The sequence below is a fragment of the Methylomonas rapida genome, assembly GCF_024360925.2.
Taxonomy (GTDB): Bacteria; Pseudomonadota; Gammaproteobacteria; order Methylococcales; family Methylomonadaceae; genus Methylomonas; species Methylomonas rapida.
This window is the reverse complement of record NZ_CP113517.1, coordinates 4,416,644-4,433,945: the sequence shown is the minus strand read 5'-3', so window position 1 is coordinate 4,433,945 and position 17,302 is coordinate 4,416,644. Positions and strand designations below refer to the sequence as shown.

Annotated in this window: 15 protein-coding genes; 6 read left to right on the top strand and 9 right to left on the bottom strand. The window is 54.2% G+C overall.

Annotation, left to right across the window (positions count from 1 at the left end):
- Positions 1–46 precede the first annotated feature (46 nt).
- The 7 genes from NM686_RS20980 to gshB all read right to left on the bottom strand — a co-directional run bounded on the left by NM686_RS20980 (position 47) and on the right by gshB (position 5,820).
- Positions 47–1,333 carry a dihydroorotase gene (locus NM686_RS20980; RefSeq protein ID WP_255189754.1) on the bottom strand — a complete coding sequence of 429 codons (1,287 nt, stop codon included), beginning with the start codon at positions 1,331–1,333 and terminating at the stop codon, positions 47–49.
- Positions 1,330–2,295: an aspartate carbamoyltransferase catalytic subunit gene (locus tag NM686_RS20975; RefSeq protein ID WP_255189753.1), complete on the bottom strand. Its 966-nt coding sequence runs from the start codon at positions 2,293–2,295 to the stop codon at positions 1,330–1,332. The genes NM686_RS20980 and NM686_RS20975 overlap by 4 nt, the downstream gene beginning before the upstream one ends.
- 2 nt (positions 2,296–2,297) lie before the next feature.
- A complete protein-coding gene (gene pyrR, locus NM686_RS20970) occupies positions 2,298–2,816 on the bottom strand; it encodes a bifunctional pyr operon transcriptional regulator/uracil phosphoribosyltransferase PyrR (protein WP_255189752.1) in 519 nt (172 codons plus the stop codon).
- A gap of 122 nt (positions 2,817–2,938) precedes the next feature.
- Entirely contained in the window at positions 2,939–3,385 is a 447-nt protein-coding gene (gene ruvX / locus NM686_RS20965; protein WP_255189751.1) for a Holliday junction resolvase RuvX, read from the bottom strand.
- Positions 3,378–3,944: a YqgE/AlgH family protein gene (locus NM686_RS20960; protein ID WP_255189750.1), complete on the bottom strand. Its 567-nt coding sequence runs from the start codon at positions 3,942–3,944 to the stop codon at positions 3,378–3,380. The genes ruvX and NM686_RS20960 overlap by 8 nt, the downstream gene beginning before the upstream one ends.
- A gap of 17 nt (positions 3,945–3,961) precedes the next feature.
- Positions 3,962–4,855, bottom strand: coding sequence for an energy transducer TonB (locus NM686_RS20955; protein WP_255189749.1), 894 nt, complete (start codon positions 4,853–4,855; stop codon positions 3,962–3,964).
- A gap of 2 nt (positions 4,856–4,857) precedes the next feature.
- Positions 4,858–5,820 carry a glutathione synthase gene (gshB, locus tag NM686_RS20950; protein ID WP_255189748.1) on the bottom strand — a complete coding sequence of 321 codons (963 nt, stop codon included), beginning with the start codon at positions 5,818–5,820 and terminating at the stop codon, positions 4,858–4,860.
- Between the two features lie 140 nt (positions 5,821–5,960).
- On the opposite strand from gshB, the gene rpmB reads away from it, so the two are divergent.
- Positions 5,961–6,197: a 50S ribosomal protein L28 gene (rpmB, locus tag NM686_RS20945; RefSeq protein ID WP_255189747.1), complete on the top strand. Its 237-nt coding sequence runs from the start codon at positions 5,961–5,963 to the stop codon at positions 6,195–6,197.
- A gap of 12 nt (positions 6,198–6,209) precedes the next feature.
- A complete protein-coding gene (rpmG, locus tag NM686_RS20940) occupies positions 6,210–6,365 on the top strand; it encodes a 50S ribosomal protein L33 (RefSeq protein ID WP_255189746.1) in 156 nt (51 codons plus the stop codon).
- 326 nt (positions 6,366–6,691) lie between these two features.
- Here rpmG and NM686_RS20935 read toward each other — a convergent pair whose 3' ends face one another.
- Complete coding sequence (locus NM686_RS20935; protein ID WP_255189745.1) at positions 6,692–8,029, bottom strand: cyclic nucleotide-binding domain-containing protein; 1,338 nt, start codon at positions 8,027–8,029, stop codon at positions 6,692–6,694.
- A 138-nt stretch (positions 8,030–8,167) separates the two neighbouring features.
- Here NM686_RS20935 and NM686_RS20930 point away from each other — a divergent pair, with 138 nt between their 5' ends.
- Positions 8,168–9,517: a DegQ family serine endoprotease gene (locus NM686_RS20930; protein ID WP_255189744.1), complete on the top strand. Its 1,350-nt coding sequence runs from the start codon at positions 8,168–8,170 to the stop codon at positions 9,515–9,517.
- 25 nt (positions 9,518–9,542) lie between these two features.
- Here NM686_RS20930 and rep read toward each other — a convergent pair whose 3' ends face one another.
- Entirely contained in the window at positions 9,543–11,555 is a 2,013-nt protein-coding gene (gene rep / locus NM686_RS20925; protein ID WP_255189743.1) for a DNA helicase Rep, read from the bottom strand.
- A 185-nt stretch (positions 11,556–11,740) separates the two neighbouring features.
- Here rep and NM686_RS20920 point away from each other — a divergent pair, with 185 nt between their 5' ends.
- The 3 genes from NM686_RS20920 (at position 11,741) to NM686_RS20910 (ending at position 17,260) form a co-directional block, all read left to right on the top strand.
- Entirely contained in the window at positions 11,741–12,826 is a 1,086-nt protein-coding gene (locus NM686_RS20920) for an AI-2E family transporter (protein WP_255189742.1), read from the top strand.
- 882 nt (positions 12,827–13,708) lie between these two features.
- Positions 13,709–16,348: a UPF0182 family protein gene (locus NM686_RS20915; protein ID WP_255189741.1), complete on the top strand. Its 2,640-nt coding sequence runs from the start codon at positions 13,709–13,711 to the stop codon at positions 16,346–16,348.
- A gap of 84 nt (positions 16,349–16,432) precedes the next feature.
- Complete coding sequence (locus NM686_RS20910) at positions 16,433–17,260, top strand: nucleoside phosphorylase-I family protein (protein ID WP_255189740.1); 828 nt, start codon at positions 16,433–16,435, stop codon at positions 17,258–17,260.
- Positions 17,261–17,302 lie beyond the last annotated feature (42 nt).

The following is a 17,302-nucleotide window of genomic DNA, read 5'->3' as shown; positions in this document are numbered from 1 at the left end:
GCGGATTACTAGGTGCTTAAGCGAAAAGGGAAAGCAACGAAACCGGTCATCGGTTGCGCAGTTTGTACAGCAAGCGACCGCCTTGCAGGGTGTGGGTCACTCTGCCGATCAGGGTTTGCCGCCAAAACGGGGTGTTGTGGCCGAGACTGTGCCAGGTTTGGGCATTGACCTCCCAAGTCAGTTTGGGGTCGAAAATGCAAATATCGGCGTCGAACCCCACCGTCAACGCGCCTGCACTCAAGCCCAGAATTTGCGCCGGTTTTTGCGTCAGGTTGGCAATGGCTTTGGATAGGTCGACTCTATGTTGTTCGGCATAGTCCAGGGTCAGCGGCAGCAAGGTTTCCAGCGAAGCGATGCCGGGTTCGGTTTCCGGAAAAGCGCCGAGTTTGGCGTCCAGATCGTGCGGCTGGTGATCCGAGCAAATCGCGTCTATCGTGCCGTTGGCCAGGCCGTCACGCAGATAATGGCAATCCTCCTCGCTACGGAATGGCGGCATCACGTGATAATGGCTATCGAATGGAACCACCTCGTTTTCGGTCAGATGCAATTGATGAATGGCGACGTCCGCCGTGACGTTCAGCCCGTATTTTTTTGCCTGCTGCAGCTTGATCACCGATTGTTTGCAGCTGATCTGGCTGACATGCAGCCGGCAGCCCGTTAGTTGCGCCAACTCCAGGCATTCGGCCAGAGCGATGGACTCGGCCGCCGCCGGAATGCCGGGAAGGCCGTAACGGCTGGCCATGGCACCTTCATGCGCGCAGCCTTTGCCGCTCAATGCGGCATCGTTGGCGTGAACCATCAACAGCAAGTCGTGACTGCTGGCATATTCCATGGCGCGGCGCAAAATCAGCAAATTGGCCAGCGGGGCGCGGGCGTTGCTGACGGCAATGCATCCGGCTTGTTTCAACGCGAACATAGAACTGAGCTCCGTGCCATCCAGACGTTGCGTCAATGCGCCGATGCCATGGATTTTGGGGAAGCCGGCGGCTTCGGCCTTGTCCTTGATATATTCGACTACCGCGGGAGTGTCTATGCAGGGTTTGGTATCCGGCGGCAGGCAGATAGACGTGACGCCCGCGCTGAGCGCGGCTTGGGTTTCGCTTTTGATGCTGCCTTTTTGCGTATGACCCGGTTCGCGCAGGCGTGCGCTCAAATCGATGAAGCCGGGACAAACGATCTTGCCCTTGGCATCGATGATTTCATCCGGCGTGAAATTCGCGGCCGGCGCACCGACCTGCACGATTTTGCCATCGGCGATGCAAACCGCGCCAAACTCATCGATGGCATTGGCGGGGTCGATAATATGGCCGTTTTCGATCAAGAATCTGGTCACTGCATGCCTCCTCGACTGCCCATCGTCATGGTCATGACGGCCATGCGCACGGCGATGCCATTGCTGACTTGTTGCAGAATCACGGATTGGCTGCCGTCCGCGACGCTGGAAGCGATTTCGACGCCACGGTTGATAGGCCCGGGATGCATTACGATCGCGTCGGGTTTGGCGAGAGCGAGTTTGGCTTCGGTCAGGCCGTAGCAGCGGAAAAACTCGCTTTCGCTGGGTAAAAATGCTGAATTCATACGTTCTTTTTGCAATCTCAACATGATGATGACATCGACGTCCTTCAGGCCTGCGTCCATGTCGTGCAGCGGAATGACACCCATGCTCCTGACATGCGCCGGCAATAGGGTCTTGGGCGCAATGACCCTGACTTCGGAAACGCCCAGTGTGTTCAAGGCCAGGATCTGCGAGCGGGCCACCCGCGAATGCAGAATGTCGCCGACGATCGCCACTTTCAAGCCCTCGAAATGCTTTTTATGCTGGCGTATCGTGAACATGTCCAGCATAGCCTGGGTCGGATGCGCATGCTGGCCGTCGCCGGCGTTGATCACGCTGATGTGAGGCGCGGTATGCTGGGCGATGAAATGCGCCGCTCCGCTCAAGGCATGCCGGACCACGAACATGTCCACATGCATGGCTTCCAGATTGCGGATGGTGTCCAGCAGGCTTTCGCCCTTGGAGGTGGCCGAGGTGGCGATGTTGATGTTCAATACGTCCGCGGAAAGCCGGGTTGCCGCCAATTCGAAGGTGGTGCGGGTGCGGGTGCTGTTTTCGAAAAACAGGTTGACGATGGTCTTGCCGCGCAGCAGCGGCACCTTTTTGACCTGATGCTCGGAGATGCCGGCAAAGGATTCCGCGGTATCCAGTATCTCGGTCAACAAGGCCTTATCCAGGCCTTCTATGCTCAAAAAATGCTTGAGCTTGCCATTTTCGGTCAGTTGTAGATGTCGGCTCATGATCAGGCGGCGCAGGCTAAGGTTTGAACTTCGATGGCCAAGGGTTCGGGACCGGTCAGTTTGATGCGCTGACCTTCCGGCAATTCTATGCGCGCGCCGCGGCAGTCGGGTTGCAGCGGGATTTGCCGGCCGTTGCGCTCTATCAAGACGGCCAGCAAGACTTGGTTTGGGCGGCCATAATCAAAAATCTCGTTCAGCGCGGCGCGTATCGTGCGGCCGGTATAAAACACATCGTCGAGCAGAATGATGTCGCGGCCTTCCAGATGAGGCGGCAACTGGCTGGCTTTGACGTTGGGATGCATGCCGATCTGGGAAAAATCGTCGCGGTAAAACGTGATGTCCAGCAAACCGAGCGGCTCCGTCAAGCCCAAGCGTTGATGCATATGCCGGGCTATCCAGGCGCCGCCGCTGTGTATGCCGATCAACAAGGGGGTGTTGAGCCGGCGCAAGGCGATTTGTTGCCGGATATCGGTTTCGAGATTGTCGAGAAGTTCGGTAATGTTGAGCGTCGAGGTAAGCATGGGTTTTTAAGAGCCAGGTTAAAGGCGAAAGGCGAAGGAGGAAACATACACGCTGCAAGCTGGAAAGTGAGCTGGAGTCGGGAGGTGCGCTTTCATCTTGCTGCTTTCGCCTTTCATCTGGTTTATGTATCAAACCAACTCTGCAATATCAATTGCGCGGCGAGCTGGTCTTGTACCGCCCATAGTTTACCAGCACTGACTTTGAGGTCATCAAATAACATCTGCTTGGCGGCAAAGGTGGTCAGCGTTTCGTCGACTTGATGCACGGGCAGGTTGAAGCGGCCCTGCAGTTGTCGACAAAATTTCTGCATTCGCGGCGTGATGAGGTTGTCGGAACCATCCTGCTGCCGGGAAATGCCGACGACCAGACCAATCGGCTGCCATTCCGCGATCAGCTTGCCTATGGTTTGCCAGTCGGGTACTTGATTGGGCGAACGGATGGTTTGCAAAGGGCTGGCGATGCCGGTATCGGCGTGGCCGACGGCCACCCCGATTTTCTTGTTGCCAAAGTCAAAACCCAAATAGGCATCGCTGCGGAATCTGGCTGCGAGAGGATCGCCCTTAACCATGGCCGGCCGGCGTCGTCAAGCGATTGATGTCTATGCCCAATTGGCTGGCGGCGGCATTCCAGCGCTGATTGATCGGAGTGTCGTACAAAATGTTTTCTCCACACGGGGTGTTCAGCCAGGCGTTTTCGGAGATTTCCTTTTCCAGTTGCCCGCTACCCCAACCGGCGTAGCCCAGCGCTATCAGGAAATGTTTTGGCCCTTCGCCTTTGGCGATGGCCTCCAAGATGTCGCGTGAGCTGGTCAGCATGATGTTGTCGGCCGTGGCGATGCTGGAATCCCAGTGTCGTTCGCATGGGCTATGGATGACGAAGCCGCGTTCCTGTTGTACCGGGCCGCCGGCGAAAATCGGCGTGTTCAAGACCCACTCCAATTCGCTGCTGATGCCCATTTGCTCGAAAATGTCCTTCAATTTCATGCCGGTCGGGCGATTGATGACGATGCCCAGTGCACCTTCCTGATTGTGCTGGCATAGATAGGTGACGGTGTGAAAGAAATGCGGGTCGAGCAGGCCCGGCATCGCGATCAAGAACTGATTATTGAGATAAGTGATGTCTGTCATAACAAGGCAAAATTAGGCTAGCGGGCGGTCATGCCGGTTTCGTCGGAAAATTTCCAGACGCGGGTGATGACTAAAACGTTCACCTCCTGCAGAAGTTCCGAGGGCAGCGGGGCGAAAGGCGCACTCATCTTGACGATACGCTTGGCGGCTTCGTCCAGCGCGGGATTCCCGGAGGATTGAGCGACTCGGATGCTGTAAATGCTGCCGTCGGCGTTGATGCCGACATCCATCGTCAGCATTTGCGACTTCCCTTGGTTGCCGCGAGCTGACGAGGGATAATTCAGATTGCCGGTGCGCTCAACCTTGTCCTCCCAATCCTTGACATATTGTGCCGCCAGATATTTGTGCGTACTGACGGATTTGACGAACTTGATCTTGCTGTCTTCCGTACTGGCACGGCTATTGCGAATTTGCTCGCCGAGTTGGGCGATTTGTTGTTGCAAGGCTTCCGCGGAGAGTTTCGGTTTCTCTTCGACGGCCTCTTCCACCGGTTCGTCCACCGTTTCGACCGGCGAGGCAATTTTGACCGGTGCCTTCGCCTGTGTCAGCACTTTTTGCGGGGTCGCCTTTTTGGTTTCGGGTTGCGGTGGTTTTTGCGGCTCGACCTTGCTGGCCTTGGCTGCCTGGATTTCCGGTGACGGCAGGGCTTGCGCCACGGGTTGCGGTTTTTGGTTTTCGTTGCCCGCGCCGAGCTGATGGTCCGGTGCCAAAAATTTCGCTTCCTTAGGTGCTTTTTTCAATGGGGCATGCGATAGCGTGATTTCGATGGATTTATTGATTTTCTTCGGTTCTGGCGCCTTGAAATTGATGCCCAGCAAAATGCCGACATGCACCACGGTCGCGACGAACACCGCTAGCAGTAGTGCGTCGTCGTTGGAGAGTGGCGAGGCCGTCAGGTCGACATTTTGCATGATCAATTTTGTAACTTGGATTGTAGCCGGGCTTGGATGTGATCCATCAATTGCGCGCTGATATTGATGCCAAACTGCTGGTCGAGTTCCTGCACGCAGGTAGGACTGGTGACGTTGACCTCGGTCAGGTAGTCACCGATCACATCCAGGCCGACGAATACCAGGCCTTTTTCCCGCAGGGTTGGTCCTACTTGTTCGGCTATCCAGCGATCGCGCGCGCTCAATTCGCGCCCTTCGCCACGGCCACCGGCGGCCAGGTTGCCGCGGGTTTCGCCGCTGGCCGGGATTCTGGCCAGGCAATACGGCACCGGTTCGCCGTTGACCATCAGGATGCGCTTGTCGCCATCCTTGACTTGAGGGAGATATTTTTGCGCCATGATGTAGCGCGAAGCGTGCTCGGTCATGGTTTCCAGGATCACGCTGAGGTTGGGGTCGTCTTCCCGCACATGGAAAATCGACGCGCCGCCCATGCCGTCCAGTGGCTTCAAAATGATTTCCTGATGCTGGCGCAAGAAGGCGCGGATTTTTTGCGGGTCACGCGCCACCAGGGTATCGGTGCAACACTGCGGAAACCAGGCCGTATACATTTTTTCGTTGGCGTCGCGCAGCGACTGCGGCTTGTTGACCACGTAAACACCCTGGCGCTCGGCCTGCTCCAGCATGTAGGTGGCGTAAATGTATTCCTGATTGAAGGGCGGGTCCTTGCGCATCAGAATCACGTCGAGGTCGGCCAGGTGAATTTCCTGTTCGCCGACGAAACGGTGCCATTGCTGTGGGTTACGTTCGACGTGCAGTGTCCGGGTGCGGGCGTATGTCTGGCCGTTTTGTAAAAACAGATCGCCCAGCTCCATGTAATGCAGTTCCCAGCCGCGCGATTGTGCTTCCAGCAGCATGGCGAAACTGGTGTCTTTTTTGATATTGATCTGACCGATGGGGTCCATGACCATGCCGAATTTGAGCGTCATTGATGTCCTGTTTTTTCGTGCATTGGGTTGAGATGGCAAAATTCTATCAAATTTATTTTTTAGGCGGTGGTTTACCGATAAAAGTTTTTTTGGTATAAAGCTCGGCTATTTTGAATCTAATAGCTCGCATTGAGGTAGTCATGTCCAGAGTATGCCAAGTAACAGGTAAGCGCCCCATCACCGGGCACAACGTTTCACACGCCATGAACAGAACCAAAAGACGTTTTACCCCGAATCTGCATCATCACAGATTTTGGGTGGAAAGCGAAAACCGTTGGGTCCGTTTGAGAGTATCTTCGAAAGGTATGCGTATCATCGACAAGAACGGCATCGATGCGGTGTTGGCCGACATCCGTAGCCGCGGCGAAAAAGTTTAAGGAGATTAAAACATGCGTGACAAAATCAAACTGGTTTCTAGCGAAGGCACTGGTCATTTTTATACCACCACCAAAAACAAAAAAACCATGCCCGAAAAAATGGAGATCAAAAAATTTGATCCCGTGGTTCGCAAGCATGTGATTTACAAAGAAGCCAAAATCAAATAAGCGGCATTCCCGCTTCCGCATGAGGGTGGCGTAAAAGCTCCTTCTTTCGCGGAGGTTGCCGTAAAAGCTAAACTGATTCCTTCTCCCACCGGGAGAAGGTTAGGCTGAGGGGGTTAAATCGGGTGGTTGCATCATCTCCCACGCCCGGAAACTCTTGAAAGTAAAAACGCCAGCACCAGCCGGCAATAGTTAAAGCTATTGCGCGCACGAGTTGCGACTGGGGGGAAAAGCTTTAGCTTTTTCTATCAAGGACTCGATCCCTTTTACCAAAGGGGAAGTGATTTGTAGCCAGATACTCAAAGGAAGCGTCTGGCCGCCGGTCCAGGCTAGTCGGCGTTTTTCTTTAACATGGCCAGTTCCGCCTTCAGCGTGTCCAGCTGCCTGCTCAATGACATGCATTTCAATTCCAGGGTCATTTTTTCGGTTTCTAGTTCGCTGCATTTAACCTTGAGCTGTTGTACCAGTTGATTCATGTCGACCGTCGACTCTTCCTGGTCAGTAACGGCTTCAGCCTCCTCGAGTTGGGTTTTCTTTTCGCTTGCGGCAAATAATAAATTGCTGGTTTCGGTGCCGTCGTCAATGCTGAATGAGGCGATATTCTCGCTGGCCCCGGAGGACGCCGGCTTGATATTGGCCATGCCGCCTTGCAGAACCAGGGCGTTGAATTTGAAGCGATGCAGGACAAAAGCCGCCGACTCGCTGGTTCTGCCATCCTTGCACACGACGATGACGGGGTGATGCCTGTTGAGCGATTTCAGGTGCATGCGCAGCGAAAAAAACGGCACATTGATGCTGCGCGGCAGATGATGGTTCTTGTATTCGTCGGGCCCTCTGACATCGATCAGGACGGCGCCGTTGTCGATCTGAGGCTGTACTTCGTCAAGGCTTATATATTTCAGCGTCGGTTTTTTGATCAGATTGATGAACTGATCCTTGTTCAGGCGAAGCAGGGTTATCGGTGTCAGGGCGCTGACCGAAACATTGCGCGGCTCGCCGGAAATCAATGAATCCTCGCCGAAGGTATCCAGGTCACCTAATTGTGCCAGTTTGATTTCCTTGGCCGTGGGCGATGGCTTGCGACTGATCAAGGCCTGGCCTTTTTTGATGATGTAGTAATAATCGCCCGGATCGCCTTGATGGATAATGGTTTCACCGGTCTGATATTGAACCTCTTCCAGGCTGATCAATATGCGTTGCAGATTGGCTGGCGGCAGGGCTCTGAAAATCGGCGACCGCAGCAAGGTCGTCATCCAATCATCATCGTCCTCCAATTCTTCGACCATCATAGTGCTTTCGTTCTCATGGTAAGGTATTTCATGGTCCGCTTTCATCATAGCAGCATTCAGGCGTAAAAACTGAATTCTGCTCGCCGCAACCGCGTCGATTTTTCGTGGAATTTGATGCGCTATCGCAAAGCGGGCCGACTCGCTGCCAGCCCGGATGGTCTCGACCGTGAACGTTTCGGTTTGCAGATCGATGGCGCCATCCAGCAGGAAATACAGATCGCTATCGATGGCGCCGCGGTGAAACAAAAAATCGCCTGTTTCGGCCACCTCGATGGTCAGTTGTTCGCATAGCTTGGCAAATTGATGGGATGGCAACGTCGACAAGGGAATCAATTGCCGGATGATGCGCGCTTCTTCTGACTGAATGTCGACGGCCATGAGTTTTTGCGGGACGATACGGATTGAGTGACGGCGAGGAACAGCGCGTATCATAGTCGATTATGCGCTAATATTTTATGGAAACATTTTTCACGCCGGCTTGTCCATCCGGCGACTCAACTGCTGGAAGAATCGACTATGAACAAAATAGCCAAATTGCTTTTGATTTTCTCCCTCAGCCTGTCCAGTGTCACGGCGGACGCCGCCTGGCCTTCGGAAGTCGACGGCACGCCCATGCCCACATTGGCGCCGATGCTGGAGCGCAGCATGCCGGCTGTGGTCAATATCTCGACTTCGGTCAATGTCAGGATGCAGGACAATCCGATGCTGAATGATCCAGTGTTTCGCTATTTCTTTGGTATACCGAATCAACCGCGCCAGCAACAGCGCAACAGCCTGGGCTCCGGCGTCATCATCGACAAGGATGAAGGCTATGTGCTGACCAACAATCACGTGATCGACAAAGCCGACAAAATCACCGTGACCTTGAGCGATGGCCGCCAGTTGTCCGCCAAATTGATAGGCGCCGATCCCGAGGCTGATGTCGCCGTGATCCAGATTCCGGCCGACAATCTGACGGCGCTGCCGATAGCCGATTCCAGCCGCCTGAAGGTGGGCGATTTCGTCGTGGCGATTGGTAACCCGTTCGGTTTGGGGCAGACGGTGACGTCAGGCATCATTAGCGCCTTGGGCCGTTCCGGTCTCGGCATCGAAGGTTACGAAGACTTCATTCAGACCGATGCCTCGATCAACCCCGGCAACTCCGGCGGCGCGCTGGTCAATCTGCGCGGCGAATTCATCGGCATGAACACGGCGATTCTGGCGCCCAGCGGTGGCAACGTCGGTATCGGCTTTGCGATTCCTGCGAACATGGCGATGACCATCAAGGAATCCCTGGTGCAGCACGGCGAAGTGCGGCGCGGGATGTTGGGTGTCACGACGCAGGATCTGACGCCGGAATTGATGAAAGCCTTTTCGCTGCAAAGCCAGCATGGCGCTGTCATTAGTCGGGTCGAGGCCGGCTCGCCGGCGGAAAAAGCCGGTCTGGAACCGGGCGACATCATCGTGGCGATCAATGGCCAGGAAATCAAAAACGGCAGCGCTCAAATCCGTACCGCGATCGGCTTGTTGCAGATCGGCGATACCGCCGAAGTCGAAGTCATGCGCGGCGAAGAGCGCAAAACCTTGCAAGCCACCATCGGCAAGCCGAAGCGCCCACAACTGGCCGGCGACAAGCTGCATCCGCTGCTGAAAGGCGCCTCGCTCAGCGCGACCACCAAGGATCAAGTGGAAGGGATTTTGCTAGAAAAGGTCGAACCGAATTCCTATCCCTGGAAAGTCGGTTTGCGTCCCGGCGACATCATCGTCACCGCGAACCGTTACCGGGTTAGAACCTTGGATGAATTGAAAGAGGTGGTCAATCCGCGCGGTCCGCTGCTGATCAATCTGCAACGCGGCGGCGAAGCGTTTTTTGTCGTGCTGCAATAATCCGTTGGCGATGCTGGCTTGGGCTTCAAGCCAGCATCGATTTCAGCGCGGACAAGTTGGCCTTGCCGCGTTGCTTGATTTCCTCCGGCGCCAACTGTTTCTTGTTGGCCCATTCCAAGTCCTCTTCCGGTAGCTCGGCCAAAAAACGGCTGGGTTCGCATTCCGCCATTTCGCCGTAACGCTTGCGGTGGGTGCAGTAACTAAAGGTCAAGGTGCGCTGGGCGCGAGTAATGCCGACGTAGGCCAGTCGGCGTTCTTCCTCGATATTGTCGGTTTCTATGCTGTTTTGATGCGGTAATAGATTTTCTTCCATGCCGATCAGAAACACATGCGGAAACTCCAGGCCCTTGGCGGCGTGCAGGGTCATCAGGCTGACCTGGTCGCCGGCTTCCTGCTCCTGATTGCGGTCGAGAATGTCCAGCAACATGACCTTGGCGATTACATCCGTCAGCGACTTTTCCGTCACGCCGTCCTGCTCGCTACCGGCGATGCGTTGCAACCATTCGATCAGTTCGTAGACGTTACCCATCCGCCGTTCGGCCGCCGCCGGCGTCTTGCTGTTCTCTTGCAGCCATTGTTGATAATGGATTTGCTCCAGCATCTGGTGGATCACTTTAAAGGTATCCTCGCGTTCGATTTTTTGCGCGGTTTCGTTGATCCAGTCGCAGAAATTTCGCAGCCGGTGCGCGGATTTTTCCGAGATGCGCTGCTGCAGGCCGAATTCCGAGCAGGCATCGAACAAACTGATATGGCGCTCGTTGGCATAAGCCCCGAGTTTTTCCAAGGTCGTCGGGCCGATTTCCCGGCGCGGCGTATTGATGACGCGCAAAAAGGCGGCATCGTCGCCGGGATTGACCAGCAGGCGCAAATAGGCCAGCACGTCCTTGATTTCGGCATAGGCGAAAAACGAAGTGCTGCCGCTGATGAAATACGGCACGTTGCTTTCGCGCAATTCCCGCTCGAACAACCGCGATTGGTGATTGCCGCGATACAAAATCGCATAGTCGCCGTATTTGCCGCCATGCTTGAAGCGATGATGCACGATCTCGGCGACGATCTGCTTGGCTTCGATGGCATCGTTCCTGTGGCTGAGCACGCGCAGCGGGTCGCCGTAACCGAGTTCGCTCCAGAGTTTTTTCTCGAAGGTATGCGGATTATTGGCGATCAACTGGTTGGCGACCTTCAAAATTCGCCCGGATGAGCGGTAATTTTGCTCCAGCTTGATGACTTGCAAACGGCTGTAATCCTTTTGCAATTGGCTGAGGTTTTCCGGTTGTGCGCCGCGCCAGGCGTAAATCGACTGATCGTCGTCACCGACCACGGTAAAACGGCCCAAATTGCCGGCCAGCAAGCGCACCAACTGGTACTGGGTGATATTGGTGTCCTGATACTCATCCACCAGCAGGTAGCGGATTTTGTTTTGCCATTTTTCCAGCACTTCCGGGTGTTGTTGAAACAACAGTACCGGCAGCAGAATCAGATCGTCGAAATCGACCGCATTATAGGCCTTCAGGCTGCGATTAAAGGCATCGTACAGCAAGGCTGCCGGATAACTGGCGGCATCGGCGCGGCTTACCGCCTGCTCCGGGGTGACGAAGGCATTTTTCCATTGACCGATCTGCCCATTGTATTGCTCGACCTGGTCGATGTCGCAGTCCTTGAGGCCGTGGCTGATCAGATTGCGCAGCAGCGTCAGCCGGTCCTGTTCGTCGAACAGCGTGATGGAAGCTTTGTAGCCCAGGGCTTTGTGTTCGGCCCGTAAAATGTCCAAGCCCAAGGAATGAAACGTCGATACTCTAAGGCCGCGGCTTTGCTTGTCGTCCAGCAGTTTACCGACCCGGCTCTTCATCTCGCGGGCCGCTTTGTTGGTAAAGGTGACCGCGGCGATATGGCGGGCCGGAATGCCTTGTTGCACCAGATAGGCTATTTTCTCGGTGATCACGCGCGTTTTGCCGCTGCCGGCGCCGGCCAACACCAGCAACGGACGATCGATGATTTTGACGGCGGCTTGTTGTTGCGGATTGAGTTTTGAAGACATTTGGCCTTGATTTGCGGGGAATGCAAGCTGATTTCGGCCTATTTTATACGATTGGGCGGATAGGGGCTTTAATCTGTGCGGCTTGGCCACGGTGATGGGATCAAAAAACGGTAACAAATCTTTTGTCGCTGCTTTGGGGCGTCCGTGCTAAGGTGCGTCGACAAAATGTTGATGGAATCGCCAGCATGAGTATCCTTGTCTCCCGTTTTGAAAGAATGGCCAGCGCGGCGGCGTTGATATTGCTGCTGTTTGCCTGCTATCAGGTGTTGAAGCCTTTTTTATTTGACATTCTGTGGGCCGCCATTCTGTGCGTCGTAACCTGGCCATTGTATTTGCGTTTGCGCGAATGGAAACTGTCTCCCCATTGGGCCGCCGCCGCGATCGTGCTGCCGATAGGCATATTGTTATTGATGCCGTTTGTCGCGGCGGCGATAACCGTTCCGGACGAGATCAATCGCTTGTTGCAGTGGTTGAACGACAACGCATATGCCTGGCCGGAACTGCCGGCGTGGCTTAAAGAGCTGCCCGTCATTGGCGACAATATCGCGGCCAGTTGGCAAGGCTTCGGCGAAGATTCGAGCCGGCTGCTGGCTTTAGCCCGTAAATACGCCTTTGGCACCAGTCGCTGGATATTGGAGCAAGGACTCAATCTCGCCGGAGAATTGATGCACATGGGCTTGAGCATCCTAGTGCTGTTTTTTTTGTACCGGGATGGCGAGCAAGCCTCTGTGCATGTCGTCGCGGCGATCAAACGGCTGGCCGGCGAGCAAACGGCGCGTATCCCGGATATCATCCGCTCCAGCTTGCGGGCCGTCGTCTATGGCATTTTGGGGACCGCATTCGCGCAAGCGCTGGCATCGATAGTGGGCCTGATGCTGGCAGGCGTACCCTATGCCTTTGTTTTGGGATTTATCGCATTTTTTTTGATGATCATTCCCGCCGCCGGCACGATAGTCTGGTTTCCGATTTCCGCCTGGTTATTGATCGAAGGCGAAACCGGCAGGGCGATCTTTATTGCGCTATGGTTTTTGCTGTTTGTCGGCACCATAGACAATTGGCTGCGGCCGATATTGATCAGCCGGGAAGTCGAATTACCCTTTGTGCTGATTATGTTCGGTATTTTTGGCGGCTTGCTGGCCTTCGGTTTCATCGGCGTCTTTATCGGGCCGACCTTGCTGGCAACCAGTTATGCCTTGATGCTGGATTGGTTGGTGCGCACGGAGCGGGAAGCCCTGCAGCCGAAAAGCGAATCGGCTGGCATCGAACCTTGAAGATTTTCCAGCAATGCCATACTCTGAAAGTCACGCGGCAACCCCAAAAACAGACTAACGACATAACAAAGTTGACTTTCATTTGCCGGGGCGATGCCTAGCCTTCATGAACGTTACTCTGAAAGTAGCAAAATGTGAGGGTGCGGTTGCTTGTTGGACAGGCGTCGGCGGCAAGGATGCCGCCGACGAGCCTACATGGATGTATTCAAGGCGGCCTGTCCGGCAAGCAACCTTACCCTGAAGGCTATTTTCATTTGCCGGGGTGATGCCCAGCCTTCATGAGCGTTACTCGAAAGTCATCGTGGGAGCGACGCATAGTCGCGATAAATGGCTTCAATTCGCGACTATGCGTCGCTCCAGAAAACTTTCATTTGCCGGAGTGATGTCGAGCCGTCATGAACGTCAGGTTAAGCCTTTCGTGGTGAGACCGTCGAACCATGATGAACGGCTTAACTTATCCTCTCGGACTTCTCCCATTTATCCTTCGACAGAGCCCCCTCGTACAGCCCCGCCTAATGCTTGCGTTTCGTCGGAAAGAGCAATAGGCCTTTCGATGCTTCTCGGCCATGCTCTGCATGCGTCGAAAAACGGCCCGGCCTCCCTCCGTCATCCTTTTTCGTAACAGTGAAAGTCATTGTGGAAGCTGCGCCCTTGTCGCGGCGAAGGCGTCGCACCCAGAGAGGCTGCTTTCATGGGCCGGGCGAAGCAAAGGCTTCATGACCGTTGCTGTTAAATTAAGTCTGGCGGGCGCAATCCTGCCGCGAACGCCGGGCAGTCACATTGCGAGTTTGGGTGATAGAATGGTGGTGGTAAAGCCGACAGGTAAAGCCATGGCGAGACCATCACCCAATCGGCTCAAACTTAAAAGTTTAAGAGGAAATTATGCGTAACCGGAAACTGTTACCTGCGTTGGTAGGCACTACGATCATCGGCGCGATTGTCGTGTATGTTGCGTTTTACTTCGTGTTTCTCGATTTTTTCGTGGATTTGTGGTGGTTTAGATCCCTCGAGCTTGAAGCCTATTTCTGGTTGCGGCTGCTGTATCGGTTTATTTTCTCCGGCGCGGTGACGATATTCTTCTTCGCTATCTTCCAGTTTCATTTCTGGATTGCCTCGCGCTATCTCGGCTTGAATCCTCCGGACGAGGTCTGGCTTGACGATACCAAAAGGCGGCGCTTTCAGCGTTTTGCCGATGTGTTTTTTTACGGGTCGGCCAAAGTCTATACTCCGGTATCGTTTTTGCTGGGCGTGGCAGTTGCGATACCTTTTTACATGCAATGGGAAGATGCCTTGCTGTTCTTCTTTGGCAGCTCCTCGGGCATCAAGGACCCTGTCTACGAACGGGACATCAGCTTTTATCTGTTTTCCTACCCCATTTACATGCTGATTCAAAAGGAGCTGTTGACGACCGCCGTGCTTGGCTTCGGTGCAACAGGCCTCTTGTATTGGCTGGAGCATAAATTCATCCCCAATCAGGGGCGGGAATTTCCGTTCGGCGCGAAAATTCACTTGACCGTGCTGTTTGCGTTCATCGTGTTTTTCGTGACCTGGGGATTCATGCTGGACCGCTTCTCGCTGTTGTATGCAAGCGGTCGGGAACCCGTGTTTTTCGGCCCTGGCTTTGTCGATTTACGCTATAAATTGCCGTTGATATGGCTGTCGGTGGTGGCGTTTTTGAGCATCGCCGCCCTGGTCATTTTTTATGTGTTTTCCGAGCAACACCGCAGCAAAACGCCCATCGTCATTGCGGTGTTGGGCTTCATGGCGCTAACGGGCCTGAAGAATTCGACCTTTTTGCCCGGGATTATCGAAAAATTCATCGTCAAACCCAATCCGACGCGCACCGAAGGTCAGTTCATGCAGTACAACATCGATGCGACCATGGCGGCTTACGACCTGAATAACATCAACACCATCGAGCTGCCTATCAATGTCGACGCGACGCAGGACATCGAACAATGGGCGACACAGAAAAACTTCGAAAATATCCCGGTTTGGGACAGGGAATATCTGATCGACAGTTACCGCCAGTTGCAGACTATCCGGCCCTATTACACTTTTCCGACCGTCGACGAAGACCGTTACTTCATTCGCGGCCATTATCAGCAAGTGAACCTGGCGGCACGCGAAACCAATGTCGGTAATTTGAGCAAGGAAGCGCAAAACTGGGAAAACACCCATTTGCGCTACACCCACGGCTTTGGCGCCGTCGTGTCGCCGGCCGCGCAAGACGCCGATATTCCCATCGTCTGGTATTTGCGCGATTTGAACTTGAGCTCCAGCGTCGGCTTTTCGGTCAAGTATCCGGATATTTATTACGGTATGGAGGAGTATAAGTATGCGATTGTGCCGAACAAACTGGTGACACAAAATATCAGCGGCACGGACGCGGAAATGGCGCGTGGCTATTTGGGCAATTCCGGGGTGCCGATTCCGTCCTACTTCCGCAAGCTGCTGTTTGCGTTTTATTTCAAGGACGAGAAGATATTTTTCTCGCCGAACATTTCCACCGACAGCAAGGTGTTGATAAGGCGCAACATCGTCGACCGTATAGCGACGCTGACACCCTTTCTGCATCTGGACAAAGACCCTTATCTGGTGGTGGATAACGACCGTTTTTACTGGATACAAGACGCCTATACCCTGTCGAACATGTATCCGGTGGCCAAGCCCGCCGCCGATGATTTCCTGGATGGCGTGCAAAACTTCAATTACATCCGTAATTCGGTCAAAATTGTGGTCGATGCCTATACCGGCAAGGTCGATTATTACATTTGCGATCCCGACCCGATCATAGCGGCTTATAGCCGGGCTTATCCGGGCGTTTTCAAGCCATTGAACGACATGCCGGAGGGCTTGAGGCCGCATCTGCGCTATCCGCGCGATCTGTATTACATGCAAATGAAAATCTTCGCCAAATATCATCAAAACACGCCCGAGGCGTTTTATGAGCAGGCGGAAACCTGGCAATACGCGATGGTGAGCGGCGAGCCGGTGCTACCCTATTTCATTACGATGAACTTTGAACGTTGCAATAGTACGGAAGAATTCGTGATGATCAATCCGATGACGCCGGTCAACAGCAACAATTTGAGCATGGTGGGCATCGCTGGCACTATGGATCATTCGCATTGCGATCCGCGCAGTTACAAGCCGGGTATCACCATTTTCAAATTCCCCAAGGCCGTGCAAGTCAATGGGCCTTCGCAAGTGAGTGCATTGATCGATCAAAACCCGGATATCGCGGCGCAAATTACCTTGTGGAATCAGCAGGGATCGGAAGTCAAAAAGGGCCGCATGGTGATATTGCCGATGGGAAATTCCATTTTGTATGTACAGCCGATTTACATGTTGGCAACCAAAACCAAAATGCCCGAGTTGGCGCGGGTGATCGTATCCATCGGCAACCAAGTGGTAATGGATAAAACCTTGAGCGCAGCCTTCACGCGTTTAAAGGCGTTGTTCATCAAGGATGCTAAGGGCCCGAGCTCGGGTATTAGCGGGACTACTACCGACAAATAAGCCATGCATGAATTTCAACTACGGGTAGGAGCGGCGAGTTCGAATTGGGCATGAAAGCGCGTCGAAGCAATATGGTATTCGCCAGTGTCTGAGATTACGCCTACCGTTTTTGTTTTTTGTGCGCTGGCTTGCGAAGCCCGGCCGTTGATTCGGGCTTGGCAATTAAAAAAATTGTCGGGCAAGGGGCAGCCGTTCGCCATCTATTTCGGCAAGGACAGGGTTTTGACGATTAGCGGCGTTGGCAAGCAGGCCATGGCTGGCGCGGTCGGCTATACGCTGGCTTCATTCCCTGATTATGCGGAATTGCCGATATTGCTCAACGTGGGCATCGCCGGTCACCCGCGTTATCCGGCGGGAACGATTTGTCTGGCCGATAAGGTTGTCGACGCCGAAACAGGGCGCGGCTTTTTTCCGCAATTTCCATTCATTCCTCCCTGTCAAACCGCGCCTCTGACTACGCACGCAAAACCGCAGGTGGACTATGTCGAAGACGCCTTGTACGACATGGAAGCCAGCGGTTTTTATGAGCTTGCGGTCAAATGTGCTTCGAGCGAATTGATTCACGTCGTCAAAATAGTTTCCGATAACGCCGAGACCTCGATTGCGGCCATCGATGAAACGAGGGTGGAGACTTGGATGGCGGCGCGTATCGATGCCATTGAAGCGATATTGGAACAATTAAACTGTCTGCGGCAGCGTATTCCGGTATTGGATTTGGCTTTGTACGAACAGCTGCTGAAGCGGTTTCATTTTTCCCTGACTGCTTCGCTGCGGCTACGGGCTTTGTTGTTGCGTTGGCGGTTGTTGCGGGGCGAGGAGGCAATGGCCTGGGGGCAGGAAAAACCGAGGAGCAGCAGGGAATTGTTGGTTTGGCTGGAAAAACAACTGGAAAACACGGATTTTTGTCTGTGATATCGTGTTTTTTTGGTGGGCCTGGGGTAAAAAAAAAGGGAG